Consider the following 23,204-nt stretch of genomic DNA (forward strand, 5'->3'; position numbering starts at 1 on the left):
GGTTGCTGATGACGAGAAATGACGGAGCATTGTACGGGCGAGATCCGCTGGCGTACAGGCATGCGGTCGGTGGTGTGGCAGGAGGGTGGGAATCACACCGCCCTTTGCGATGACTCCTGTGATTCCTTCCCGATCTGGGTCGGAGCCGGCTCTGGCGTCGGTGTCGGGCCTGCGCGACGGCTCTCCTGGTACCAGTGGAGGGCGATCAAGAGCAGTGTCGGAACGCCGAGCAGGGCGGTGATCAAGAAGAAATTGTGATAGCCGAACTTCTCTACCATGACCCCCGAGTAGCCGCCGATCAGGCGAGGCAGCAGCAGCATGATCGAGCTGAGCAGGGCGTACTGGGTGGCGGAGAACTTGAGGTTGGTCAGGCTCGACAGGTAGGCGACGAACGCCGATGTGGCAAGGCCCGAGCTGAAGTTGTCCAGGGAAATGGTGAGGATCAGCATGTTCAGGTTGGCGCCCATGTCGGCCAGCATCAGGAACAGCAGGTTGGTGCCGGCTGACGAAATGCCACCGATCAGCAGGATCGGCAGAATACCGAAGCGCACAATCAGCAGGCCGCCCATGCCAGCGCCGACCAGGGTCATGATCAGGCCGAAAACTTTACTGACCCCGGCAATCTGATCCTTGGTGAAGCCCTGATCGATATAGAACACGTTGGCCATGACGCCCATGACCGTATCGGACATCCGGTAGGTGGCGATCAGCCCCAGCAGCAGGAAAGCTTGCCAGCGATACCGCGTAATGAAGTCGTTGACCGGTGTCAGCACCGGTGCCAGACCGCGACGGCCCAGGGTCGACAGACACATGGCGGTCAGCAGGATGTAGAGGATCGCCCGCAGGAGTGCCCGGTCTTCGAGTACCAGGTCGAGCAGGCTCACGCCTTCGAACAGGACACTGGCGAAGTCGGTGTAGTAGAGCTGAGTGAACATGGCGGGCACGGACACCAGTAACACGATCAGCACAAACACGGACGCCAACTGATGCGCAAAGCTGTAGCGGCCGGCCTGAAGCTGAGTGCGCAGCGGCACGGGTGGTTCGCGCATGAACAGCGAGGTGATCAAGGCCGGAAGCATCAGCGCGCCGAACAGCACGTAGGTACCCGCCCAGGCCGAATGCTGATAATTGAAACCGGTGGAGCCGAAACCCTCGGCGAAGAACAGTGCGCCGGCCGTCGCAAGCAGCGCGGCGATCCGATAGCCCGACATGTAGCTGGCGGCGAGTGCCGCCTGGCGACTGTCTTCGGCGATTTCCAGACGATAGGCATCGACCGCAATGTCCTGCGTCGCCGAGGCGAAGGCGACGACCACCGCGATGGCGATCAGCCAGGACAAATGCTTTTGTGGGTCGCAAAAGCCCATGCCTACCAGGCCGAGGATCACCAGCGCCTGCGATAGCACCAGCCAGGAGCGTCGTCGCCCCAGCTTGCCGAGAAATGGCAGGCGCCATTGATCGAGCAGGGGGGACCAGACCCATTTAAAGGCGTAGGCCAAGCCAATGAGACTTGCATAACCAATGGTTTCACGAGCTACACCTGCCTCGCGAAGCCAGACGGAAAGCGTCGAAAACACCAGCATGTAGGGCAGGCCGGCGGCGAAACCAAGCAGCAACAACACGAGCGTCGATGGGCTGGCATAGGCGGCGAGCGCGGCGCGCCAGGTTTTACGGGGCATGGGCTGGAGTCTGCCTCAAGAATTACGGAAACAAAGCGCGCACTCTAACCGCTGTGCTCTACCGGGCGCCAGCCATGGCGCTGAATATCAACACGATTGTTCTGGATACTGACACCTTCCGAGCGCAATCGCGCGCGCTGCTCATCCCCTGAAGGGCTGCCCACAGGCAGGCTGATCCGACCGCCGGCACCGAGAACCCGATGCCAGGGCAGTTTGGTGTCACCTGGCAATTGGCTCAGCGTGCGTCCGACCCAGCGGGCAGCGCGACCGAGTCCGGCCAGCTCCGCAAGTTGACCATAGCTCACCACTTTGCCTTCAGGTACCTGTGCCAGTGTCAGGTAGAGAGCCGTGCGTCGGATTTGCGCCGCACTTTCGGTTTCAGAGGTTGGTTCGGTCACGTCCGCAATTCCTGAAAAAGGTCGCATTGCCGTTTGTAGAATAAATCCCGGATCACTGTTTGAGAAATGAACTCAATAGAAATAGTCGGGTCAGTCCTTGCTAGGGTCTTATTCCTGAGGATAATGCCGATTTTTTTCGCAAACTTGAGCCTGTTTTTGCTTATGTTGTCCAGAACCCTGCTTTGCCTCGCTGTCCTGAGTGCTTCCACACCCTTGCTCGCCGATACCGTGTGGTTGAAAAACGGTGACAAGTTGAGCGGCAAGATCACGTTATTCGATGGCGGCAAATTGGTAATCCAGACCGAGTACGCCGGCGCGGTCCCGATTGACTGGAAACAGGTCAAAACCCTGGAAAGCGATCAGGAGTTGCTGGTCAAGCAGGATGCGTACACGGGCGAGAAGGCCAAGTCGCTGCATGCGGCAGGCGAGGGCAAGGTAACGCTGGAAAATGGCGAGGCTCCCAAGACGGTGGAACTGGCCAGTATTCAGCAGATTCTCAAGCCCAAGCCGGTAGTCGAAGATCTGGTGTGGAAGGGGAACATCGACGCAGCGCTGGATTACCAGCGGGCGGAAAACGATACCGATGACTACAACATCGACTTCAAGACAACTGCGCGCCATGGCAAATGGCGGCACACGGCGGAAGGCGAATACAACCGCGAATTCCAGGATGACGTCGTTACGACTGACAACTGGCGGGCTGAATACTCGCTCGACCGCTTCTTGACCGAGAAATGGTTCTGGCAAGGCCGGGCAGTCTATAAGCGTGACAAAGTCGAAACCCTTTCCCGTCAGCGCACCGTCGGTACCGGTCCGGGTTACCAGTTCTGGGATGACGAATTAGGCGCATTCTCCCTGGGCTCGCTGGTCAACCGCACGGACTACGAGTTCACGGACGGCGGCAAGGACAACTTCTATGCGCTGGCAATGACGTGGGATTACAACCGTTACCTGATCGGCAAGAAGGTGGAGCTCTTCACCAATGGCGAAGTGGGCAAGCCGTTGTCAGGCGTGGCCAATTACGCACTCGATGCTGAATTGGGCTTGCGCTACAAGGTGACCGAATGGGCGTCGCTGAACCTGAAGGCTGAGCGAGACGTCGTCAGCGGTACCGAAGAAGCTGATTTGGACCAGGTCCGCTACACCGCCGGGTTTGGCGTAGCCTGGTAAGGCATAAAAAAATCGCAGCCATGGGCTGCGATTTTTTTTTGCCTGCAAAACAGTCGGGCACAAAAAAGCCCCGCTTTTAAGGGCGGGGCTTTTTACTAAAGCAAGTACAAGTTAGATAACTTGAACTTCTTCAGCTTGCATGCCTTTCTGACCGCGGGTAGCGATGAAAGAAACCTGTTGGCCTTCTTTCAGGCTTTTGAAGCCGTCGGATTGGATAGCTTTGAAGTGAACGAACAGGTCGTCACCGGATTGTGGAGTGATGAAGCCGAAGCCTTTTTCATCGTTGAACCACTTAACGGTACCGGTTTGGCGATTAGACATGGTGTAACTCCTTGAACAAAGATAACTGCGACTCAGGAAGAACCCTGGCCGAGACTGAGTGCAAAGAGCAGGAAAAATTCTTGTAGATGGTTGGATCGAAATTCAACATATCGTGTAGAGATTCTCAGTGACACAAGCAGCACAGTGGCGCCACCTTAACCCTTTTTCCCGAACGTGCCAATGCTTCTTGTGAAGGTTTCTCTGATTTCAGGACTGACGGTCCATAAAATTTGGGAAAAGGCCCTGAATTCAGGGGGGGGCGGGAGAATTGTGCCCCGGACTTTGAACCCGGAGCGCGCGCCCGGTAAGATGCCGGACAGAATTTTTCCACCTCGCTATTCAGGACACCCGCCATGAGCATCAAATCGGACAAGTGGATTCGCCGCATGGCGCAAGAGCACGGCATGATCGAACCCTTCGTTGAGCGCCAGATGCGCGGCGAAGGCGCCGAGCGCGTTATTTCCTACGGTGTTTCGAGCTATGGCTACGACGTGCGCTGCGCCGATGAATTCAAGGTGTTCACCAACATCAATTCGGCAACCGTTGATCCGAAGAATTTCGACGAGAAGAGCTTCGTCGACGTTAAAAGCGATGTTTGCATCATTCCGCCAAACTCCTTCGCCCTGGCTCGTACCGTGGAATTCTTCCGCATTCCACGCAACGTGCTGACCATCTGCCTGGGTAAAAGCACCTACGCGCGCTGCGGCATTATCGTCAACGTGACGCCGCTTGAGCCTGAGTGGGAAGGGCACGTAACGCTGGAGTTCTCCAACACCACGACACTGCCGGCGAAAATCTACGCCAACGAAGGCGTTGCACAGATGCTGTTCTTCGAATCCGACGAAGAGTGCGAAGTGTCCTATAAGGACCGTGGCGGCAAATATCAGGGCCAGCTCGGCGTCACCCTGCCGCGCACCTGATCCGTTCATCTGGACAGTCAGCGGGAATTCTGGAGCGGGTAGACACTCTATGGGGTGTACTGCCCGGTTCGCGCACAGCGACGGGGCCTTCGCCCAGGAGTGCTTTATGAAGATCGATCCGCGAATAAGTGCCGAACTGGCAAGGCTTGAGCCCAATCAGGTTGGCGTTTTGGCCTGGTCCTTGTTGGCACATCCGCCCGTCAGCATGGCGGGGGGCATCCCGGGTCAACCAGACCCCGATACCCCGAACGAACAGCCAACGGAACCCGGTGAACCCACCTTGCCGGATGAGCCGCCTCCGGCGCCCGTAGCCTGATACCCAAACGCGTGTAAGAGCAAAGCTTGCTCGCGATGAACGATAACTCGGTCGTTAATGGACCGAGTCGCCTTCATCGCGAGCAAGCTTTGCTCCTGCCGGGGGATGGATTATTTCAGATTGCCGCTTAGGAACTGCTTCAGCCGTTCACTCTTCGGATTGGCCAGCACGTCTTCAGGCGCGCCTTCTTCTTCCACCAGCCCTTTGTGCAGGAATAGCACCTGGCTGGAGACTTTGCGGGCGAAGCTCATTTCGTGCGTCACCATGATCATGGTCCGGCCTTCTTCGGCCAGGCCCTGGATCACTCGCAATACTTCACCCACCAGTTCCGGGTCGAGCGCCGACGTGGGCTCGTCGAACAGCATGACTTCCGGTTCCATGGCCAGCGCCCGGGCAATGGCGACCCGCTGTTGCTGGCCACCGGACAGGAACGCCGGGTACTGGTCGGCAACCCGCGCGGCCAGACCAACCTTGTCCAGATACCGTCGGGCGCGGTCTTCGGCCTCTTCCTTGCTGCAACCCAACACCCGGCGCGGAGCCATGGTGATGTTTTCCAGCACGGTCATGTGGCTCCACAGGTTGAAGTGCTGGAACACCATGGCCAGGCGGGTGCGGATCCGTTGCAGTTCATTGGCATCGGCCACGTGCATGCCGTGACGATCCTTGATCATGCGGATGTTCTGTCCGTCGAGGCTCATGGCGCCGTCGTTGGGTTGTTCAAGAAAGTTGATGCAGCGCAAAAAGGTACTTTTACCCGAGCCGCTGGCGCCGATCAGGCTGATGACGTCGCCGGTGTTGGCCTTGAGCGAAACGCCTTTGAGGACTTCATGATCGCCATAGCTTTTATGCAGGCCTTCGATGGTCAGTTTGTACATGGGGCATGCATCCTCAAGGCGAAAGTAGGTAGCCGCTGCGATAGGCTTCGGCGCCCGCGACGTGCGCGATCACCATGCCGGCAGTGGCCATGCGACGCAGCGAGCGGGCGTACATCAGCCCGGCGGCGGTGCAATGAACGGGGGTGACGCGATCATTGATCGGGTCAATGATTTCGGCGATCAGTTGCCCGGCTTCCAGGTACTCCCCCGGCAGCGCGGTGAACACCAGCAAGCCACCGACAGGAGTGGCTACAGGTTCCACGCCCGCCAGCGGCGTGGCCGGGTAGGGTAGGTCGGGCATTAGCGCCGGTTCGCCGGCAATGGCGCCGAAGTGAATCAGGTAATCGATCAGCGCCTGGCAATCGAGGCTGGCCAGCGGATGATTGACGTCACCCTGACCGCGCAATTCGACCGTCACCGAAAAACTGCCCAGCGGAATGTCGAAGCGTTCGCCGAAGCGCTCCTTCAACTGCCACCAGAGCAGGGTGAAACATTCATCGAATGATTGGCCGCCGGAGTCGGTGGCCAGCAAACTCGCCTCGGCACCGATGTATCGCGCCAAGGGCTCGACGTGCGGCCAGGCTTCCGGCGTGGTGTAAAGGTGCGCGACAGCTTCGAAATCGCAATGCAGGTCCAGCACCATGTCCGCATCGCAGGCCAGGCGTTGCAGGGTCAGGCGCTGGGATTGCAGTTGAGTGCTGGCGGTTTGCTTGGCCAAGGCGTTGCGCAAACTGTCGCGGATCAGCCCGAGGTTACGTTGCGGATCGTCACCGAGTTGGCCTTCGATCTCATTGCCGACCGCTTCGCTCACATCGACGAACCAGCGATTGAAGTTCTGACCGCTTTCGAGCTCGAAGCGCCCCAGCGGAACTTCCAACAATACTTGTTCCAGTCCGATCGGATTGGCCACCGGCACCAATACGATCTCGCTGCGCAGCCGGCCGGCGGCTTCGAGTTCGGCCAAGCGTTTCTTGAGGTGCCAGGCCACCAACATGCCAGGCATCTCGTCGGCATGCAGTGACGACTGGATGTAGATCTTGCCTTTGGCCGACGTGGGGCCGTAATGAAAACTGTGAATCTGTCGTGCGGTCCCCGGCAGCGGGGCCAGCAGGTCATGAATCTGGTGGCGCATGTCTCTTTATTCCTAAAGCGGGTCCTAGTGGGTCGGCCCGAGGAAGGCCAGCCATCGCCGTTCGGCGAGACGGAACAGGCCAACCAGTGCAAAGGTCACGGTCAGGTAGATCAGTGCCGCAATGCCGAACGACTGAAAGGTCAGGAAGGTCGCCGAGTTGGCGTCCCGAGCGACTTTCAAGACGTCCGGAATGGTCGCGGTGAACGCCACGGTCGTCGAGTGCAGCATTAGAATCACTTCGTTGCTGTAATAAGGCAACGAGCGACGCAGGGCCGACGGCATGATGACGTAGGCATACAGCTTCCAGCCGGTCAGACCATACGCTTTGGCGGCTTCGACTTCATCGTGGTTCATGCTGCGGATCGCCCCGGCGAAAATCTCCGTGGTGTAGGCGCAAGTGTTGAGGGCGAAGGCGAGGATGGTGCAGTTCATCGCATCGCGAAAGAACGCATCCAGTACCGGTTGTGCACGGATGGCGGCCAGGCTGTAGATGCCGGTGTAGCAAATCAGCAGCTGAATATAGAGCGGCGTACCACGGAACAGATAGGTGTAGAACTGCACCGGCCAGCGGATGTAGAAGTGCGGCGACACCCGAGCGATGGACAGCGGGATCGACACCAGGAAACCGATGACGATCGAGGCGGTCAGCAGCCACAGGGTCATGGCCAGGCCGGTGATGTTGTTGCCGTCGGTATAAAGGAAGGGTTTCCAGTATTCCTGCAAGAGTTCGATCATCGTACGGCCTCCCGGGAACCGGCGGCATAGCGGCGTTCGAGCCAGCGCAGGACAAAGTTGGAGGCGCTGGTGATCAGCAGGTAAATCACGGCAGCCAGCACCAGGAAATAGAACAGTTGATAGGTGCTTTTGCCGGCGTCCTGAGCGGCCTTGACCAGGTCGGCGAGGCCTATGATCGACACCAGCGCAGTGGCCTTGAGCATCACCATCCAGTTATTGCCGATCCCCGGCAGGGCAAAACGCATCATTTGCGGGAACACCACGATCCAGAAACGCTGGCCACGCTTTAGGCCATAAGCGGTTGCGGCTTCGACCTGGCCACGCGGGACCGCGAGAATCGCGCCACGGAAGGTTTCGGTGAAGTACGCGCCATAGATGAAGCCCAGGGTGATGACCCCGGCGCTGAACGGGTTGATCTCGATGTATTCCCATTCCATGAAGTCGGTGAACGACGTCAGCCAGGTTTGCAGGCTGTAGAAAATCAACAGCATCAGCACCAAGTCCGGCACGCCGCGAATCAGCGTGGTGTAGACCTGCGCCGGCACGCGCACCAGTTTGACTTTGGACAGTTTGGCACTGGCGCCCAGCAAGCCGAGCAAGACGGCCACCAAGAGCGACAACGCCGATAATTTGATGGTCATCCAGGTGCCTTCCATCAGCAACGGACCGAAGCCCTTGAGGCTGAAGGCAGAGAGCCCCAGATTTTGTAATAGGTTTTCGAACATAAATCAGCAACCTGATCGGATAAAAAAAGCGCCCATCGCGAGATGGGCGCCGGGCATTATTTGCCGCTGTACAGATTCAGATCGCCAAAGTGTTTCTTTTGAATCTCGGCGTATTTGCCATCATCGTGTAACGCTTTGATACCTTTATCCAAAAGCGCTTTCAGCTCGGTGTTACCTTTCTTAATACCGACAGCCGTTTTGGCCGGCAGCAAAGCGTTGTCGACTGGCTTGCTGACATCGTAATCGGTACCCTGTGGCGACTTCAGAAAGCCCAGTTCGGCTTGCAGCATGTCCTGAATCCCTGCGTCGAGACGACCGGACGTCAAGTCGGCATAGACCTGATCCTGGTTGGCGTAGGCCTGGGTTTTAACGCCGGCCTTGTCCAGTACGGCTTTGGCATAGGCTTCCTGGATCGTGCCTTGTTCGTAGCCGACGGTCTTGCCCTTGAGCGAGGCGACGTCTTCAGTCACGCCAGAACCTTTTTTGAACACGTAGGCGGTCGGGCCGGAGAACAGCTCGCTGGAGAAGTCGATGACTTTTTCGCGGGCTTCGGTGACGGTCATCGAAGAGATCACACCGTCGAATTTATTGGCCTTGAGGCCCGGAATCATGCCGTCGAAATCGCTTTCGACCCATTTGCACTTGACCTTCAGCTCGGCGCAGATCGCGTTCCCCAGATCGATGTCGAAGCCGACCAGGCTACCGTCGGCCGCTTTGGACTCGAACGGTGCGTAGGAAGGGTCAACGCCAAAACGCAATTCTTTGTATTCCTTGGCCAGTGCGGAGCCCGCAGCCATGCACAACGCCAGTGCAGAAAAGGTCAGCAATGCTTTTTTCATTATTCAATCCCTAAGAACCAATATGAGCGCTTGTGGCGCAGAATTATTGTTACTGGAAAGCGTAAGACCTGATGAAAGTAGCAATTTCCGAACCAGAGTCCCGAACAAGCGTTTTAAAAGGTCATACAAGAAATGACGGCGCAGGGATTGTGCACGAAAACGGGCGCGTTGAGTTGGGCGCACCAATGTGGTTCAGGTTGACACAAGCACTGTAGGAGCCGAGCTTGCTCGCGATGGCGCCGGGTCAGTACCAAAGGGCGGCTCACAGGGCCCCATCGCGAGCAAGCTCGGCTCCTACAGGGAATCGGGTTAGCTGAGCAGATTTTGCAATGTGCCGAGGTCGTCAGCCTCTTCAACCGTCTTGTCCTGACGCCAGCGCAGCATTCTCGGAAAACGCACGGCGATCCCGCTCTTGTGGCGTTTTGACAGGGCGATGCCTTCAAACCCCAACTCAAAGACCAGGCTCGGTTTCACGCTGCTGACCGGGCCGAATTTCTCCACGGTGGTTTTGCGCACAATGTTGTCGACCTGACGGATCTCTTCATCCGTCAGCCCGGAATAGGCCTTGGCGAAGGGCACCAGGTTGCGTTCGCTGGCATCGGGCGGCGCGTCCCACACCGCGAAGGTGTAGTCGCTGTAGAGACTGGCCCGGCGTCCATGTCCGCGTTGCGCATAGATCAGCACCGCGTCGACACTGAACGGGTCGACTTTCCATTTCCACCACACGCCCATGTCCTTGGTTCGGCCGACGCCGTACAGCGCATCTCGCGCCTTGAGCATCATGCCTTCGACGCCGAGACGGCGGGAGGCTTCCCGTTGGCGGGCGAGGTCGAACCAGTTTTCGCCGGTCAGTACCGGTGAGACGAGTAATGCCGGGCTGTTACAGGTGGTGACGACCGTTTCCAGCTGAGTGCGACGTGTGGCCTGCGGTTGATTGCGCCAGTCGGCGCCTTGCCATTCCAGCAGGTCGTAAGCGAGGACCACCACGGGTACATCGTCGAGGATTTTTTTGCTGAGGATTTTGCGTCCGATGCGCTGTTGCAACAGGGCAAACGATTGCACGGTTGGCGTGGCCGGTACGGTTGGGTCAAATGCATCCTCGGTGTCGGGTCGGGTCGTTTTCCAGGCAACGATTTCGCCGTCGATCACGGTGCCGTCGGGCAAACCATGCACCAGATGCTCGAGCTCGGGGAAGCGCTCGGTCACCAACTCTTCACCCCGCGACCAGATCCACAGACGCCCGTCGCGCTTGACCACCTGGGCACGGATACCATCCCATTTCCATTCCACCAGCCATTGGCTCGCGGGGCCGAGCAGCGCTTCGAATTGCTCGACCGGCTGCGACATCGCATGAGCCAGGAAAAACGGATAAGGCTGCCCTCCACGCTGGGCGTGTTCATCACCGGATTCAGCCGCGATCAATTTCAGGTAACTGGCAGCGCTCGGGCGATGGGACAGGTCGGTGTAACCGACCATTCGCTGGGCCACGCGCTTGCTGTCGAGCCCGGCCATGGCCGCCAGGGCACGGGTCACCAGCAGCTTGGAGACGCCCACTCGAAAACTGCCGGTGATCAGTTTTATGCAGAGCATCAGACTGGTGCGGTCCAGCTGCGACCAGAGTGTGGGCAATTGTTCGGCGAGCACTTCGGGGGACTCGCCTCGCAAGGGCAGCAGCTTGTCTTCAATCCATTGCGCCAATCCGTCGGTGGAACGATGCGGTGATTCGGGCAGCACCAGCGAGATGGTTTCTGCGAGATCGCCCACTGCCTGATAACTCTCTTCGAACAGCCAGGGTTGAAGGCCCGAAAACTCAACGGCCAGCTCTCGTAGCATGCGCACGGGCACTAATTGCCGGGGCCGTCCACCGGACAAAAAATAAACCGCCCACGCGGCGTCTTGCGGTGCGGCCTGCGCAAAGTAATCTTGCATGGCGGCCAGTTTGGCGTTGCTCGACGTGGTGGCGTCGAGTTCGGCATACAACTCGGCGAAGGCCTTCATGGCAACACCTTGTCTTGCTCGGGTTCGGCCTTGGCGTTTTCTTCCTCTTCGTCGCCGTACTCGGTGTTGAAACTCTGTGCATCCAGCCCCTGTTCACGCAGATGGCGCACCATGACGGCGACCGAACCGTGGGTCACCATTACCCGCTCAGCGCCGGTTTGTTCAATGGCCCAGAGCAGACCCGGCCAATCGGCATGGTCGGACAGCACAAATCCGCGGTCGACACCGCGTCGACGGCGGGTGCCGCGCACGCGCATCCAGCCGCTGGCGAAGCCGTCGCTGTACTCGCCGAAACGACGCATCCAGGTACTGCCGCCCGCTGACGGCGGCGCGATGACCAGCGCTTTGCGCATCATCGGGTCACTCTTTTGAACCTCACCGGCATAGATCGTTGGCGGCAGGTAAACGCCGCTCTGGCGGTACACCTGATTGAGCGGTTCTACGGCGCCATGCACCAGAATGGGGCCGAGGCTGGCGTCGATGCCGTGGAGAATTCGCTGCGCTTTGCCGAACGAGTAGCAGAACAGCACGCTGGCCATGTCAGCGGCGGCGTTGGCCAGCCACCACTGATTGATCTCGGCAAATACTTGCGCTTGAGGTTGCCAGCGATAAATCGGCAGGCCGAAGGTCGATTCGGTGATGAAGGTGTGGCAACGCACCGGCTCGAAGGGCGCACAGGTGCCGTCGGCTTCGGTCTTGTAATCCCCCGAGGCGACCCAGACCTCGCCACCCAATTCCAGTCGCACCTGAGCCGAACCGAGCACATGGCCGGCGGGGTGAAAACTCAGGGTGACGCCATGATGGTTGAGGGTCTGAGCGTACGGCAGGGTTTGCAGGTTGATGTCTGCACCGAGGCGAGCACGCAGGATGCCTTCGCCGGCTGATGCCGCCAGGTAGTGTTGATTGCCGCCGCGGGCATGGTCGCTGTGAGCGTGGGTGATGACCGAGCGTTCGACAGGCCGCCACGGGTCGATGTAGAAATCCCCGGCCGGGCAATACAGACCTTCAGGACGCGCGATAACAAGATCCATGTCGTTGCCAAGATGGAGGGACTTGTTAGCTATGAGGTTGGCGTGAAGCCAGAAGTTCTATCGAAAGTTCATAGAACAATCACATTCGCATGTGGGAGCGAGCCTGCTCGCGATGAGGTCGTGTCAGCACCATGTTTGGTGACTGTCACACCGCTATCGCGAGCAGGCTCGCTCCCACAGTAGGGCGGGGTTACTTGCCGGGTGTCAGGGTCAATTGCGTCTTGCCGTACACCTTGTCCAGGTTCTGCGGCTGCATCGGCAGGCTCATGTATTGCCCTTTGAGCCAAGGCTCGATGCTGTTGAGGTAGTTCGGGCTGGCAGGGTTGCCCGACTGACCGGTGCTGTTCTGGCCCATCAGCGGCTCGGCCTGGCCAAAGTCGACGATAAAGCGCATGGCCGGCGCCAGTGTGGTGTTGAAGTCCTGACCCCAAGCGAAGGCCGCCGTGTTCAGCGTGGTGTGGTCACCGCCCGCCGCGACTGGCCCGCGAACGGTCTGGCCGTTGGCGTTTTTCCATTCGTAGCGGTGCAGATTGCCCCACTGCCAGGCTTTGTGATCGCCGCCCAACTGACTGTCGCCTGCGCTGATCGCCGCTGCCAGACTGCGAGCGAGGATCGCCGGCTTGTCTTCTTTCTGCGGCGTGCGCGCGTCATCCCAGAACGGGCTGTCTTCGCGCCCCAGCAGATGATCGGCTTGAGCGGCGTAGGACAACTTGCCGTTGGCCACGAAGGCTTTCCACGCCGGGCTGCTTTGCGGGCCGAGTTCGTCGAGGAAGATTTGTTTCATGCTTTCCTGCAGAAACAATTCATACATCGCTGCATCGGCGGAAGTCGCGGCGAGCTTGCCGTCGAACGCCATCAGGCGCGTATACGCCTCGTGAGCCTTGGCTCGATCGGCAACTGGCAACGCTTCAATCGCCTGCTTGAGTGGCTGGGCCATGCCCGGTGCTTCAAACATTTTCTTCAGTTTGGCGGCGAAAGTGGTGGTCTGGTCATACTGCATCGCGATCACGCTGCGTGTGTCGTGTTTACCCGCGCCCGCCAGTTCGGCCAGGCGTTCGCCACGCTCCGGTGCCGCCCAGGAATTGGACAATTGCATGCCGTAGCCATGGGGAATGACACGCTGGTTGGCGGTGCCGAGCCAGCCTTGGGCCGGGTCCTGATCGTAGGGGTGCAGCATCGGATCGGCGTAACCGTCCCAATCGTATCGACCTTCCCAGCCCGGCGACGGCAGCAGGCCTTCGCCTTCGCGGCGGTTCGGGTAGCGGCCGGTGACTTGCCAGGCGATGTTGCTGGCATCGGCGAAGACCAGGTTCAGTGCGATGGCGCGGATTTCGCGGCTGGCGTCCGACGCTTTCTCGACGGTCTGGGCCCGGGACAGGTCGAAAAACGCGTCCAGGGTTTTATCGTCGGTGAAGTTCGGCATTTGCAGGGCCAGGCCGAAACCGTTCGCCAGTGTCGTGCCTTGGGCACTGTTGAGCAGCGGACCGTGACGGGTTTCGTACACCACTTCGCGAACTGGCCGCTGGCCTTTGACGAAGTAGGTTTCGTTGCGCACGACTGCGGGCTGCCATTTGCCGGCCACTTCGTACGTGAGGCCGTTGCCCTGGCGTTTGATCTTTTCCAGGAACAGGTCCTGGTTGTCGCCCATGACCGCGGTCATGCTCCAGGCCACTTTGCCGTTGAAACCTGCGAGCACCATCGGCAAACCGGCAATGGTCACGCCCGAGGCCTGATATTTCGGCGCGCGGATCTGCACGTAACTGAACAATGACGGCACACCGAGCGAGCCGTCACTGTCGCTGGCCAGCAGGCTTTTGCCACTGCGGCTGCGTTGCGGGCCGATCGCCCAGTTGTTCGACGAGCTGGCGCCCAACAGATTCAGGTCGGACAGTTGGCCCGTGGCTTTGTTGATCTCGGCCAACCCGGGGATGGCCCCGTTGAGCTTGATGCCTTGCAGTTTTTCGGCTTCAGCCAGCGGCAGCTTTTCATCGGGCGCGGACGGCGTCAGCCAGGCAAGTTTGTCGGTGGTGACGGTCTGAGCCAGCATCAACGAGGAAATTTCTTCCGGCAGGTTGGCTGATTGGCTGAAGTTCAGCAGGCAGAAAATCAGCGCCGAATCTTCCGGTTTCCAGTATTGCGGCTTGTAACCGGTGGCCGCGAGGTCCGCCGGCAGCTTGTCGCGGTAGCGGAACAGGTAGGCGTTGACGCCGCGAGCATAGACTTCGAAGAAGCGTTTGAGGCGCGGCGAAGAAGCTTTATACAGCTCGCCGGCATTTTTTTTCAGGTTGACCGCGCGCATATAGCGGTCGGCATCCAGCATGTCAGCGCCGGACATTTCCGCCAGACGTCCTTCGGCCAACAGGCGCAACGTCACCATTTGCGTAATGCGGTCGCTGGCGTGGACGTAACCCAAGGCGAACAACGCGTCGTGGAAGCTGTTGCTTTCGATCAGCGGCATGCCCATGGCATTGCGACGTACCGAAACGTTCTGCGCCAAGCCCTTGAGTGGCTGCACGCCGGAGGTGGGCGGGAGGGTGTCCTGAGCGTTCATGGTCTGACAACCGGTCAGACTCAAAACACTGGCCACTGCTGCGGCAACGCCGAACCGGGGAAGAAAATGTGTAAGGGCTGGCGAGGCCATGGCAAAGCTCCTGCGGGGGTAAAGGCGCAATAAAGGCGCTACGTTAGTGAGCAGGAGGAGGGCGCGCAAGCGGCGGGCGGGGTTATTTCAAGATTTGTCTGAAAAACCCCAAAGTCACGGCCATTGAGGTCATTGAGGTCATTGAGGTCATTGTGGCGAGGGGGCGCCGTCGTTCTCAGGATTCTGGAGTGATTGAGCCCACGCAATAGATTCGGGAAGTCCTCCAGCGTTCGATGACTTGCCTGTTAGAGGAGGTGATGCTGAAGTGCGTGAAACTCAACGACCCTGCATGAGAGAAACCAGCATGGAGCTCAAGACCCACGCAGCGCTGATCATCATTGATCAACAAAAAGGCATTCTGCATCCCCGACTCGGTCGCCGAAATAATCCACAGGCCGAGGAACGAATCCTTGAGTTGTTGGTGTTTTGGCGTCGAACCGGGCGACCGGTGATTCATGTGCAGCACCTGTCGCGCTCACCGGATTCAGTGTTCTGGCCGCAGCAATCCGGCGTGGAATTTCAGCAACGGTTTGAGCCATTGACTGGCGAGCAGCTGATTCAGAAACAGGTGCCGGATGCTTTTTGTGGGACGGGGCTGGAAGCGCGTTTGCGCGAGGCAGGAATTGATCAATTGGTGATTGTTGGCGTGGCAACGAACAACTCGGTGGAGTCCACGGCGCGAACGGCCGGAAACCTGGGGTTTGAAACATGGGTGGCGGAGGATGCGTGCTTTACCTTCGACAAGGCGGATTATTTTGGTAATGCCCGATCAGCCGAAGACGTGCATGCTATGTCGCTGGGGAATTTGCACGGGGAATATGCGACGGTTGTCAGCACTGCGCAGATTCTGGCTTGAAGGTGACTTCATGGGCCTCTTCGCGAGCAAGCTCGCTCCTGCATTCGATTGCATTCTTCCTGGAAGAACTCGTTTAAATGTGGGAGCGAGCCTGCTCGCGATAGCGATTCAACAGGCGGAAAATATCTTCGCCCGAAGCATCAAGCGCCGTGGCACTTCTTGAATTTCTTGCCGTTGCCGCATGGGCATGGGTCGTTGCGGCCGACGTCTTTCAGGGCGTTGCGCACCGGTTCCTGGGGAGCGTGGCCACAGTTCGGGCCGTGAACATGGCCATGGTCGTGATCATGGTGGTCGTGATGGTCATGATCGTGGTTGCAGTCAGGGCCATGGACGTGGGGTTGCTGGGTCATTGGGTGTGCTCCGGAATTAAATCGGCGGGGATTATCACGCCATTGCGCGCCAGGTGCACGTCATGAGGGATGAAAAAACCGGTTTTCAGTTCACCTTCCAGACGATAGGGAATGGGTTGGTCGGGTTTTTTCAGCATTTTCACCAGGTCTCGTACCTTGGGCCACAGGTTGGTACGAATAGGCACTTTTAAGTAGGCGCTGTGTTTGGGGCCGATCGTGAACCAGTTGTCGTACTCGCCTTCAGTCAGCAGGATGTCACCCAAGTGAATCCGGTATTCGAGGCTGCGCACGGTCAAGTCGCTGTCGTTGGGGTTGTCGATGCGAAAGTGCAGGAGAAATTTCTGTTCCAGCAGTTTTGCCCGCACGACTTCAACCTTGACCAGATGCACCTCGGGGTCCGGCTCATCGTCATCGAACCAGGACGCACAGCCGGTGAGCCCCAAAAACAGAAACAGGCTGAGCAGATAAAGTGCGTGTCGCCGGGTGATCATGGTCGTGTATCTCCCTTCAACCTGCTACAGGGGCGTCACCTCAATTGCTGAAATAACCTGCACAACACTTCTTGAATTTTTGCCCGCTGGCGCATGGGCAAGCGTCATTGCGCCCGGCCTTGAGTTGCACGGTGGGGTCGATGAAGTACCAGTGGCCGGCGTTCTGCACGAATGACGAGCGCTCGCGGTGGCTGTGTTCGCCGCTGCCATCGTGCCAGCGCGCGGTAAAGGTCACGAAGGCGTGTTCCGGCTGGCCGCCAAAGACTTCGGAGCTTTCGACTTCCAGACCCAGCCAGGTGCTTTGCGCACTCCAGTCGCTGATGGACTGACGATTGAGGCCGGTTTGTTGCGCAGGCAGGGTGGTCGCCACCAGATAGTCGATCAGTCCCAACACGTAGGCGCTGTAGCGCGAACGCATCAAGGCTTCGGCGCACGGCGCCGGATGCCCGGCATGGTAATGACCGCAACAGGCATCGAGCAGGGTGCCGCTGCCACAAGGGCAAATGGATGTACTCATTGCATTACCACCAATATTTCCCGAAGTTTTCCGGATTGGCCCAAAAGCGTGAGTTGAGCCAGTCGGGTACTTGCTTGTATTCAAGCAGATCATAGGTGAACAGGGTCAACACTTGCTCGTCACGCTGGAAGCGCTCGCTCGCTTGCAGGGCCAGGGAGAAAAAATCCGTCTCCTGCCAGCCACTGGCCGACAAGTCCGCCAGCACGGCAATGCGGCTGGCGTTGAGGTTGCGGATCCCGCCGAGCAGGTTCAGGCCATCGCGCTTGGGCAGATGTTCGAGGCAATCGACCGCCAGCGCCAGGTCAAACCGGCGCGCCGCCAGTTCTGCCGGCAATGGCCCTGGTGCCGCATGGGCCACACACGTATCCGGGTGGGCAAGCTTGAATGCCTCCAGTGCGGGGAACTCACTCGCGCCGATCAGCAAGAGCTGCGCGGGGGCGTAACGGTCCAGCAAAGCAGCCAACGCCTGCTGCGGCGTGCGCGAAGAAATACCTGCAATCATCAAAGATCCTCAATCAGAGCGCCAAGACTAGCCTGCCTGAACGTGCGGGCCTAGCGCAGGTTTACAGCAAATACGTCAATCCGTGGTGAACACGTTTACAACAGCCATGGCCTGTTGCTGGCGCAGATTAATACTCGGGTCTTTACTACCAGAATCGGTTCTAAGCCGATCCCTCAGGAGAAAACTAGATGAGCATAGTTCGGACAGCATTACCCTTGGTTCTGCTAACCAGTGTGTTGACTGGTTGCGCAGGTTTGCAGAAAACCGACTGGCCGACCTGTGCGGCTGTCGGTGGTGTCGTGGGTGCGGGTCTCGGCGCGACCGAGAGCTCCGCATGGGCAGGCTATGGTGCGCTGCTCGTCGGCGGCACGGCAGCGGCCTATTGCTGGGTTCACGGTGATGGCGACGAAGATGGCGATGGTGTACCGGACAGCCGCGACAAGTGCCCAGGCACACCTCACGGCGTGAAAGTCGATGCCAACGGTTGCCCTCCACCTGCGCCAGTGGTCGAGGAGGCCGTTGTGGTCAAGGAAGAAACGATCGTCATCCGCGATGTTCACTTCCAGTTTGACAAAGCCACGCTCACCGAATCCGACAAGGAGGTACTCGACAAGATTGCCACTCGCTTGAAAGCGGAAGCATCTACTGCTCAATTGACCGTTACCGGTTATACCGACAGCGTGGGCAGCGACGCCTACAACCAGAAACTGTCGGATAGACGCGCTCACTCGGTAGTTGAATACCTCATCGAGGAAGGCGTGCCACGCAGCAGCTTCGTGTCTGTGGCCGGTGCTGGTGAAAGCAATCCGGTCGCCGATAACAGCACCGCTGACGGCCGCGCGCAGAACCGTCGCACGGAAATCAAAATCAACCGCTAAGCCCCCTCCGCTCCGCGGCTTGTGTAGTCGCGGATGCGGGTCTTTACTCCTGTGTAACCGGTATAAGCCGGTAACACAGGAGCTTTCAATATGAGCGTTCTCACAAGGACCGTCTTGCCGGTTCTGCTGCTTGGCAGCCTGTTGACCGGTTGCGCAACTCACAGTGATGGCACTGCCCCTCTCAATCAAGAAAACTGGCCGATCTGCAGCGTTATTGGCGGTCTGGTGGGCGGAGGATTGGGCGCCATCGAAAGTGGTGCATGGGCGGCCGGAGGCGCAGCGCTCGGAATCTTGACCGGCGGCTTGATCTGTTACGCCCAGGATGGCGATCAAGATGGCGATGGTGTCTTCGATCGACGTGATCGTTGCCCCGATACCCCTGCCAATACGCCCGTCGAACATCACGGTTGTCCGCGGCCGCAATACCCGGGCGGCGTGAAAGAACCTGTTGTCCAATCGGAAGTCATCACCCTCAGCGATGCGGGCGATGTACTGTTTGCTTTCAACCAATCTGACCTGACCCCCGCAGCGAAGAGTCAGCTGGATGCCTTGATGTCCAGGTTGCAAGGCGCCGATGTGTTGAGTATCAAGGTGGTCGGCCATACCGACAACGTCGGCTCCGATGCCTACAATCAGGCGCTTTCGGAACGTCGCGCCAACAGCGTGTCGGACTACTTGCTGAGTCAGGGCGTGGCGCCGAACAAAGTCACCAGTGAAGGCAAAGGCGAAAGTGAGCCTGTGGCTGATAACAATACCGATGAAGGGCGCGCGAAAAACCGTCGCGTGGATTTGCACATCAATTTGACCTGAATCACGAAATAGAGCCGTCGACCACCCGCACGGCGGGACCGACGGCCATTCGGCGGTCTTCATGAAGATTTTTCTGTTGCCCTCTGGCGTATTCCTCGTGGAAGCCGCTACTGTGCTCGCAAAGAATAATGATCAGTGGGGGAGCGTATGAAGGTGTTTTGGGGGCTGGGGAAGTTATTGACCCTGCTGTTCTGGTTGGTGGTGCTGGTCAATCTGCTCGCGCCGTTTATCTATCCGCTGCACTCGTTGGTCGATCTGGCCGGAGGCGTGCTGGCACTGTTCCATCTTCTGGAGCTGGTGTTCTGCAACCGCAGCCTCAAAGGCCGCGCCCATCCTTGGCGTGATCGCCTTCAGATTGCCATTTTCGGCGTGTTTCACCTGCAAACCATTCCGGCTCCCTCCGTATCTAAGGCTTCCCATGCGTAATCTCTGTCTGCTCGCCGCCTTTATCAGTCCACTGGCCTGCGCTCAGGTTGTCAGCGTCGAAACCAACTCGTTGATGCGCCTGCCCAACACGGCCAGCACCTTGCAACTGGAACGGCTGGTAGTCGCCGATTACGGCACCTTGTTGATTCCTTCGAATGTGACCCAAGTGACGGTGGGCGAATTGCATCTGGGGCATGAGGCGCGAATTGCCATCGTGCCGAGTGAGCAGGCGCTGGAATTGAAAGTCCTGCGCGCCGAGTTGTCTGAGGGCAGCCAGATCACCGCGAGGGGCGCGCCAGGCAGCTTCCAGAAAGCTGCACGGTCGGGGCGTAACCTGAACTTGCAGATCAAGGCACTGAACGCACCGCAATTGTCGGTAGATGCTCGCGGCGGCGCGGGCGCACCGGGGTTTTTCGGTCTAGATGGCGGCAATGGCCAGGCACCGGGTTGCACCTGGGGGCAGGCCGGTCGCGGTGCCGATGGCAACGATGGCAGTGATGGTCAGCCGGGTGCTTCCGGTGCGCAGGTAAGGCTGGAAGTGCCGCGCGAATACCCGACGGATAAAATCAAGGTGCAGGTGGCGGGAGGTGCCGGTGGACTTGCAGGTCCTGGCGGCAAACCAGGGGCCGGCGGCAAGGCCAAGGGCTGTCTCGTGTACACCACCGAGGGTGGCCAGAGTGGCCGACCGGGTGCTGATGGCCAGCCAGGCCCTGCCGGTGCGGCGGGTTCGGTGACGGTTCAGCGGTTGTAAGCAGTTTTGATCGTTCCCACGCAGAGCGTGGGAACGATCAAGGGTTCAGAACATCGGTCGCGCCGCAGCAACCGCCACCAGCAACAAACCCACCAGCAGATTAATTCCCACCAACCGCCGAATTCTCCCTAGCACCGCCGCCCCTGCCGGCCAATCCTGCGCGGTCACCGCCGTGCGTAACTCCGGCAACATCAGCGCCTGAATCCGGATAAACAGCGCCGTCATCACCACGTATAACCCCATCATCACCTGCACATAGCGCGGCGCGGTCTCGAACCCGATGTGTTGCAGATGAATCATGCCGACACCGCTGATCGGCAACAGCACCACCGCAACCCAGACCCAGCGGAAAAACCCTTGAAACACTTCCACCCACAGCTTCAACCGTGCGGGGCCCTCCAGCGCCGTCATTGCAGCGGGGCGCAAGACCATCCAGGCGAAAAACATGCCGCCCACCCACACCAGGGCGGACAGGACATGCAGGGTATAAACGATGCCAAAAGGTGTCATTGGGGTACTCCGTTCTGCGCGGGATTAATTAGCGGGGTATGATAGCGGCCGAACCGAACCACTGAAAATTTATCCAGCGTTTTTTGCGCCCGACAATCCATGATCAGCACCGAACTCAAAACCACGATCCAGGGCGCCTACTCGCGTTTTCTCGAAGCCAAGAGCCTCAAGCCGCGCTACGGCCAACGCCTGATGATCGCCGAAATCGCCAAAGTCCTCGGTGACATCGACACCGACGACGAAGGCCGGCGCAGTGGCGACCCCGCGATTGTTGCGGTGGAAGCCGGCACCGGTACCGGCAAAACCGTGGCCTACAGCCTGGCGGCGATCCCGACCGCCAAGGCTGCGGGCAAACGCCTGGTGATTGCCACGGCCACCGTGGCCCTGCAAGAGCAGATCGTCTACAAGGATTTGCCTGACCTGATGCGCAACAGCGGGCTGAATTTCAGCTTCGCGTTGGCCAAGGGACGTGGGCGCTACATGTGCCTGTCCAAGCTCGACATGCTGCTGCAGGAAGGCCACGCACAAACCGCTACCGCGCAGTTGTTCGAAGAAGAAGGCTTCAAGATCGAGGTCGACGAGGCCAGTCAGAAGCTGTTCACCAGCATGATCGAAAAACTCGCCGGCAATAAATGGGACGGCGACCGCGACAGTTGGTCCACGGCACTGGAAGACGCCGACTGGGCGCGTCTGACCACCGATCACAGCCAATGCACCAACCGTCATTGCCCGAACTTCGGCCAGTGTGCCTTCTATAAGGCCCGCGAAGGCATGGGCAAGGTCGACGTCATTGTCACCAACCACGACATGGTGCTGGCCGATCTGGCCTTGGGCGGCGGCGCCGTGTTACCGGACCCGCGCGACACCATTTACGTATTCGACGAAGGTCACCACCTGCCGGACAAGGCCATCGGCCACTTCGCCCATTACACGCGCCTGCGCTCCACCGCCGACTGGCTGGAAACCACCGCGAAAAACCTCACCAAATTGCTCGCCCAGCACCCGCTGCCCGGCGACTTGGGCAAGCTGATCGAGCAAGTGCCGGAGCTGGCCCGCGAGATCAAGACCCAGCAGCAATTCATGTTCACCGCCTGTGAACAGGCTGCCGATTTCAAACCCGGCGAAGACGTCGAAGGTCGCGAGCGGCCGCGTCACCGATTCGTTGGCGGGGTGATTCCCGAGCACATGCGCGAGATGGGCATCGAGTTGAAGAAGGGTTTTGCCCGTCTGACCGACCTGTTCACCCGGCTCACCGAGTTGCTCAAGGAAGGCATGGACGGCGAGGTCAACATCGGCATCGCCAGCAATCAGGCCGAAGAGTGGTATCCCCTGTTCGGCAGCCTGTTGTCCCGTTCTTCGGGCAATTGGGAATTGTGGGGCGCGTTCACTGCGGAAGACCCGGAAGACAACCCGCCCATGGCCCGTTGGCTGACCCTGGCCGAAAGCGGTTCGCTGTTCGACATTGAGGTCAACGCCAGCCCGATCCTCGCGGCGGAAATGCTCCGTCGCAATTTGTGGAACGTCGCTTACGGCGCATTGGTGACCTCGGCAACGCTGACCGCCCTCGGCACCTTCGACCGTTTCCGCATGCGCGCCGGTCTGCCAAAAAAGGCCGTGACCGCCGTGGTTCCGAGTCCCTTCCACCACGCCGATGCCGGCGTGCTGCGAGTGCCGGACCTGAAAGCCGACCCGCGTGATGCACCGGCCCACACTGCCGCGATCATTCGTGATCTGCCGCAACTGGTTGAGGGCTCGCGGGGTACGCTGGTGTTGTTCTCTTCCCGCAAGCAAATGCAGGACGTGTTCGACGGCCTGGACCGCGACTGGCGCAAGCAAGTGTTCATTCAAGGCAACCTGTCGAAGCAGGAAACATTGAACAAGCACAAGGCACGCGTCGATGGCGGGGACTCCAGTGTGCTGTTCGGCCTCGCGAGTTTCGCCGAAGGGGTCGACTTGCCGGGCGCGTACTGCGAGCACGTGGTGATCGCGAAGATCCCGTTCTCGGTGCCGGACGATCCCGTCGAAGCGGCTCTGGCGGAATGGATCGAGGCCCGTGGCGGCAATCCGTTCATGGAAATCTCCGTGCCCGATGCCTCGCTGAAACTGGTCCAGGCTTGCGGTCGCTTACTGCGCACCGAAGAAGACCGCGGCACCATCACCTTGCTGGATCGACGTCTGGTTACCCAGCGTTACGGCAAAGCCATCCTCAATGCGTTGCCGCCATTCCGTCGCGAAATTTCCTGATACACCGGTGGGCACATTTGCCCACCGCGTTGTCTATCTCTCTACCATCGCTTTTCCACTGACCCTTGAAGGTCGTTAGGGAGAACCACGTT

25 protein-coding genes are annotated in these 23,204 nt (G+C 59.2%); 9 read left to right on the top strand and 16 right to left on the bottom strand.

The window, feature by feature from the left end; genetic code table 11:
• Positions 1-92: 92 nt before the first annotated feature.
• Together ACA048_RS06045 and ACA048_RS06050 are read right to left on the bottom strand one after the other, a co-directional pair.
• On the bottom strand, positions 93-1,676 hold the full coding sequence (locus tag ACA048_RS06045) for an AmpG family muropeptide MFS transporter (protein WP_497628340.1): 1,584 nt from the start codon (positions 1,674-1,676) through the stop codon (positions 93-95).
• 44 nt (positions 1,677-1,720) lie between these two features.
• Positions 1,721-2,101, bottom strand: a complete 381-nt coding sequence (locus tag ACA048_RS06050) for an MGMT family protein (RefSeq protein ID WP_497628341.1) — start codon at positions 2,099-2,101, stop codon at positions 1,721-1,723.
• Between the two features lie 135 nt (positions 2,102-2,236).
• Between ACA048_RS06050 and ACA048_RS06055 the strand changes: the two genes are divergently transcribed.
• Positions 2,237-3,244 (top strand): DUF481 domain-containing protein, encoded by a 1,008-nt coding sequence (locus ACA048_RS06055; RefSeq protein WP_497628342.1) that lies wholly within the window; start codon positions 2,237-2,239, stop codon positions 3,242-3,244.
• A gap of 111 nt (positions 3,245-3,355) precedes the next feature.
• On the opposite strand, the gene ACA048_RS06060 is transcribed toward ACA048_RS06055, so the two are convergent.
• Positions 3,356-3,565, bottom strand: coding sequence for a cold-shock protein (locus ACA048_RS06060; protein WP_002554837.1), 210 nt, complete (start codon positions 3,563-3,565; stop codon positions 3,356-3,358).
• Between the two features lie 353 nt (positions 3,566-3,918).
• Between ACA048_RS06060 and dcd the strand changes: the two genes are divergently transcribed.
• Together dcd and ACA048_RS06070 are read left to right on the top strand one after the other, a co-directional pair.
• Positions 3,919-4,485: a dCTP deaminase gene (gene dcd, locus ACA048_RS06065; RefSeq protein WP_090187649.1), complete on the top strand. Its 567-nt coding sequence runs from the start codon at positions 3,919-3,921 to the stop codon at positions 4,483-4,485.
• 106 nt (positions 4,486-4,591) lie between these two features.
• Positions 4,592-4,801: a hypothetical protein gene (locus ACA048_RS06070; RefSeq protein ID WP_008060697.1), complete on the top strand. Its 210-nt coding sequence runs from the start codon at positions 4,592-4,594 to the stop codon at positions 4,799-4,801.
• A 110-nt stretch (positions 4,802-4,911) separates the two neighbouring features.
• Here ACA048_RS06070 and ACA048_RS06075 read toward each other — a convergent pair whose 3' ends face one another.
• The 8 genes from ACA048_RS06075 to ACA048_RS06110 all read right to left on the bottom strand — a co-directional run bounded on the left by ACA048_RS06075 (position 4,912) and on the right by ACA048_RS06110 (position 14,777).
• Positions 4,912-5,676: an ABC transporter ATP-binding protein gene (locus ACA048_RS06075; RefSeq protein ID WP_497628343.1), complete on the bottom strand. Its 765-nt coding sequence runs from the start codon at positions 5,674-5,676 to the stop codon at positions 4,912-4,914.
• Between the two features lie 13 nt (positions 5,677-5,689).
• Complete coding sequence (locus tag ACA048_RS06080) at positions 5,690-6,808, bottom strand: succinylglutamate desuccinylase/aspartoacylase family protein (protein WP_497628344.1); 1,119 nt, start codon at positions 6,806-6,808, stop codon at positions 5,690-5,692.
• A 24-nt stretch (positions 6,809-6,832) separates the two neighbouring features.
• The gene (locus ACA048_RS06085) at positions 6,833-7,543 is read right to left on the bottom strand and encodes an ABC transporter permease (RefSeq protein ID WP_497628345.1); all 711 of its coding nucleotides are present in this window, start codon (positions 7,541-7,543) and stop codon (positions 6,833-6,835) included.
• The gene (locus ACA048_RS06090; RefSeq protein WP_033058975.1) at positions 7,540-8,268 is read right to left on the bottom strand and encodes an ABC transporter permease; all 729 of its coding nucleotides are present in this window, start codon (positions 8,266-8,268) and stop codon (positions 7,540-7,542) included. Before ACA048_RS06090 ends, ACA048_RS06085 begins: the two co-directional genes overlap by 4 nt.
• A gap of 56 nt (positions 8,269-8,324) precedes the next feature.
• The gene (locus ACA048_RS06095; RefSeq protein WP_497628346.1) at positions 8,325-9,107 is read right to left on the bottom strand and encodes a transporter substrate-binding domain-containing protein; all 783 of its coding nucleotides are present in this window, start codon (positions 9,105-9,107) and stop codon (positions 8,325-8,327) included.
• Positions 9,108-9,416: 309 nt separating this feature from the next.
• Positions 9,417-11,105, bottom strand: coding sequence for an ATP-dependent DNA ligase (locus ACA048_RS06100; RefSeq protein WP_497628347.1), 1,689 nt, complete (start codon positions 11,103-11,105; stop codon positions 9,417-9,419).
• The gene (locus tag ACA048_RS06105; RefSeq protein ID WP_497628348.1) at positions 11,102-12,136 is read right to left on the bottom strand and encodes a ligase-associated DNA damage response exonuclease; all 1,035 of its coding nucleotides are present in this window, start codon (positions 12,134-12,136) and stop codon (positions 11,102-11,104) included. The genes ACA048_RS06100 and ACA048_RS06105 overlap by 4 nt, the downstream gene beginning before the upstream one ends.
• A gap of 190 nt (positions 12,137-12,326) precedes the next feature.
• Positions 12,327-14,777: a penicillin acylase family protein gene (locus tag ACA048_RS06110; protein WP_497628349.1), complete on the bottom strand. Its 2,451-nt coding sequence runs from the start codon at positions 14,775-14,777 to the stop codon at positions 12,327-12,329.
• A 304-nt stretch (positions 14,778-15,081) separates the two neighbouring features.
• Between ACA048_RS06110 and ACA048_RS06115 the strand changes: the two genes are divergently transcribed.
• A complete protein-coding gene (locus ACA048_RS06115; protein WP_497629808.1) occupies positions 15,082-15,633 on the top strand; it encodes a cysteine hydrolase family protein in 552 nt (183 codons plus the stop codon).
• A gap of 140 nt (positions 15,634-15,773) precedes the next feature.
• Here the strand turns inward: ACA048_RS06115 and ACA048_RS06120 are convergent, their stop codons facing one another.
• Genes ACA048_RS06120 through ACA048_RS06135 form a run of 4 tightly spaced genes read right to left on the bottom strand, consistent with a single transcriptional unit; the run spans position 15,774 to position 17,493 of the window.
• Complete coding sequence (locus ACA048_RS06120) at positions 15,774-15,983, bottom strand: SEC-C metal-binding domain-containing protein (protein WP_150780435.1); 210 nt, start codon at positions 15,981-15,983, stop codon at positions 15,774-15,776.
• Positions 15,980-16,474, bottom strand: a complete 495-nt coding sequence (locus tag ACA048_RS06125) for an LEA/WHy family protein (RefSeq protein ID WP_497628350.1) — start codon at positions 16,472-16,474, stop codon at positions 15,980-15,982. Before ACA048_RS06125 ends, ACA048_RS06120 begins: the two co-directional genes overlap by 4 nt.
• Before the next feature lie 40 nt (positions 16,475-16,514).
• Positions 16,515-16,991 (bottom strand): YchJ family protein, encoded by a 477-nt coding sequence (locus tag ACA048_RS06130; protein WP_497628351.1) that lies wholly within the window; start codon positions 16,989-16,991, stop codon positions 16,515-16,517.
• A gap of 4 nt (positions 16,992-16,995) precedes the next feature.
• Positions 16,996-17,493, bottom strand: a complete 498-nt coding sequence (locus ACA048_RS06135) for a DUF6231 family protein (protein ID WP_497628352.1) — start codon at positions 17,491-17,493, stop codon at positions 16,996-16,998.
• Between the two features lie 188 nt (positions 17,494-17,681).
• Between ACA048_RS06135 and ACA048_RS06140 the strand changes: the two genes are divergently transcribed.
• The 4 genes from ACA048_RS06140 to ACA048_RS06155 all read left to right on the top strand — a co-directional run bounded on the left by ACA048_RS06140 (position 17,682) and on the right by ACA048_RS06155 (position 20,358).
• Positions 17,682-18,371 (top strand): PA1041 family peptidoglycan-binding anchor lipoprotein, encoded by a 690-nt coding sequence (locus tag ACA048_RS06140; RefSeq protein WP_497628353.1) that lies wholly within the window; start codon positions 17,682-17,684, stop codon positions 18,369-18,371.
• Between the two features lie 90 nt (positions 18,372-18,461).
• Complete coding sequence (locus ACA048_RS06145) at positions 18,462-19,181, top strand: PA1041 family peptidoglycan-binding anchor lipoprotein (protein ID WP_497628354.1); 720 nt, start codon at positions 18,462-18,464, stop codon at positions 19,179-19,181.
• A 147-nt stretch (positions 19,182-19,328) separates the two neighbouring features.
• Complete coding sequence (locus ACA048_RS06150) at positions 19,329-19,607, top strand: DUF1145 domain-containing protein (RefSeq protein ID WP_497628355.1); 279 nt, start codon at positions 19,329-19,331, stop codon at positions 19,605-19,607.
• On the top strand, positions 19,600-20,358 hold the full coding sequence (locus tag ACA048_RS06155) for a collagen-like protein (RefSeq protein WP_497628356.1): 759 nt from the start codon (positions 19,600-19,602) through the stop codon (positions 20,356-20,358). Before ACA048_RS06150 ends, ACA048_RS06155 begins: the two co-directional genes overlap by 8 nt.
• Before the next feature lie 45 nt (positions 20,359-20,403).
• Here the strand turns inward: ACA048_RS06155 and ACA048_RS06160 are convergent, their stop codons facing one another.
• Positions 20,404-20,868: a CopD family protein gene (locus ACA048_RS06160; RefSeq protein ID WP_497628357.1), complete on the bottom strand. Its 465-nt coding sequence runs from the start codon at positions 20,866-20,868 to the stop codon at positions 20,404-20,406.
• 99 nt (positions 20,869-20,967) lie between these two features.
• Between ACA048_RS06160 and dinG the strand changes: the two genes are divergently transcribed.
• Positions 20,968-23,112 (top strand): ATP-dependent DNA helicase DinG, encoded by a 2,145-nt coding sequence (gene dinG / locus ACA048_RS06165; RefSeq protein ID WP_007947234.1) that lies wholly within the window; start codon positions 20,968-20,970, stop codon positions 23,110-23,112.
• Positions 23,113-23,204 lie beyond the last annotated feature (92 nt).

It is taken from the genome of Pseudomonas sp. LBUM1659, from assembly GCF_059716045.1.

Coding starts and splice junctions, on each gene's coding strand:
- ACA048_RS06045 (WP_497628340.1), bottom strand. CDS start 1,676: ATGCCCCGTAAAACCTGGCGCGCCGCGCTCGCCGCCTATGCCAGCCCA.
- ACA048_RS06050 (WP_497628341.1), bottom strand. CDS start 2,101: ATGCGACCTTTTTCAGGAATTGCGGACGTGACCGAACCAACCTCTGAA.
- ACA048_RS06055 (WP_497628342.1), top strand. CDS start 2,237: ATGTTGTCCAGAACCCTGCTTTGCCTCGCTGTCCTGAGTGCTTCCACA.
- ACA048_RS06060 (WP_002554837.1), bottom strand. CDS start 3,565: ATGTCTAATCGCCAAACCGGTACCGTTAAGTGGTTCAACGATGAAAAA.
- dcd (WP_090187649.1), top strand. CDS start 3,919: ATGAGCATCAAATCGGACAAGTGGATTCGCCGCATGGCGCAAGAGCAC.
- ACA048_RS06070 (WP_008060697.1), top strand. CDS start 4,592: ATGAAGATCGATCCGCGAATAAGTGCCGAACTGGCAAGGCTTGAGCCC.
- ACA048_RS06075 (WP_497628343.1), bottom strand. CDS start 5,676: ATGTACAAACTGACCATCGAAGGCCTGCATAAAAGCTATGGCGATCAT.
- ACA048_RS06080 (WP_497628344.1), bottom strand. CDS start 6,808: ATGCGCCACCAGATTCATGACCTGCTGGCCCCGCTGCCGGGGACCGCA.
- ACA048_RS06085 (WP_497628345.1), bottom strand. CDS start 7,543: ATGATCGAACTCTTGCAGGAATACTGGAAACCCTTCCTTTATACCGAC.
- ACA048_RS06090 (WP_033058975.1), bottom strand. CDS start 8,268: ATGTTCGAAAACCTATTACAAAATCTGGGGCTCTCTGCCTTCAGCCTC.
- ACA048_RS06095 (WP_497628346.1), bottom strand. CDS start 9,107: ATGAAAAAAGCATTGCTGACCTTTTCTGCACTGGCGTTGTGCATGGCT.
- ACA048_RS06100 (WP_497628347.1), bottom strand. CDS start 11,105: ATGAAGGCCTTCGCCGAGTTGTATGCCGAACTCGACGCCACCACGTCG.
- ACA048_RS06105 (WP_497628348.1), bottom strand. CDS start 12,136: ATGGATCTTGTTATCGCGCGTCCTGAAGGTCTGTATTGCCCGGCCGGG.
- ACA048_RS06110 (WP_497628349.1), bottom strand. CDS start 14,777: ATGGCCTCGCCAGCCCTTACACATTTTCTTCCCCGGTTCGGCGTTGCC.
- ACA048_RS06115 (WP_497629808.1), top strand. CDS start 15,082: ATGGAGCTCAAGACCCACGCAGCGCTGATCATCATTGATCAACAAAAA.
- ACA048_RS06120 (WP_150780435.1), bottom strand. CDS start 15,983: ATGACCCAGCAACCCCACGTCCATGGCCCTGACTGCAACCACGATCAT.
- ACA048_RS06125 (WP_497628350.1), bottom strand. CDS start 16,474: ATGATCACCCGGCGACACGCACTTTATCTGCTCAGCCTGTTTCTGTTT.
- ACA048_RS06130 (WP_497628351.1), bottom strand. CDS start 16,991: ATGAGTACATCCATTTGCCCTTGTGGCAGCGGCACCCTGCTCGATGCC.
- ACA048_RS06135 (WP_497628352.1), bottom strand. CDS start 17,493: ATGATTGCAGGTATTTCTTCGCGCACGCCGCAGCAGGCGTTGGCTGCT.
- ACA048_RS06140 (WP_497628353.1), top strand. CDS start 17,682: ATGAGCATAGTTCGGACAGCATTACCCTTGGTTCTGCTAACCAGTGTG.
- ACA048_RS06145 (WP_497628354.1), top strand. CDS start 18,462: ATGAGCGTTCTCACAAGGACCGTCTTGCCGGTTCTGCTGCTTGGCAGC.
- ACA048_RS06150 (WP_497628355.1), top strand. CDS start 19,329: ATGAAGGTGTTTTGGGGGCTGGGGAAGTTATTGACCCTGCTGTTCTGG.
- ACA048_RS06155 (WP_497628356.1), top strand. CDS start 19,600: ATGCGTAATCTCTGTCTGCTCGCCGCCTTTATCAGTCCACTGGCCTGC.
- ACA048_RS06160 (WP_497628357.1), bottom strand. CDS start 20,868: ATGACACCTTTTGGCATCGTTTATACCCTGCATGTCCTGTCCGCCCTG.
- dinG (WP_007947234.1), top strand. CDS start 20,968: ATGATCAGCACCGAACTCAAAACCACGATCCAGGGCGCCTACTCGCGT.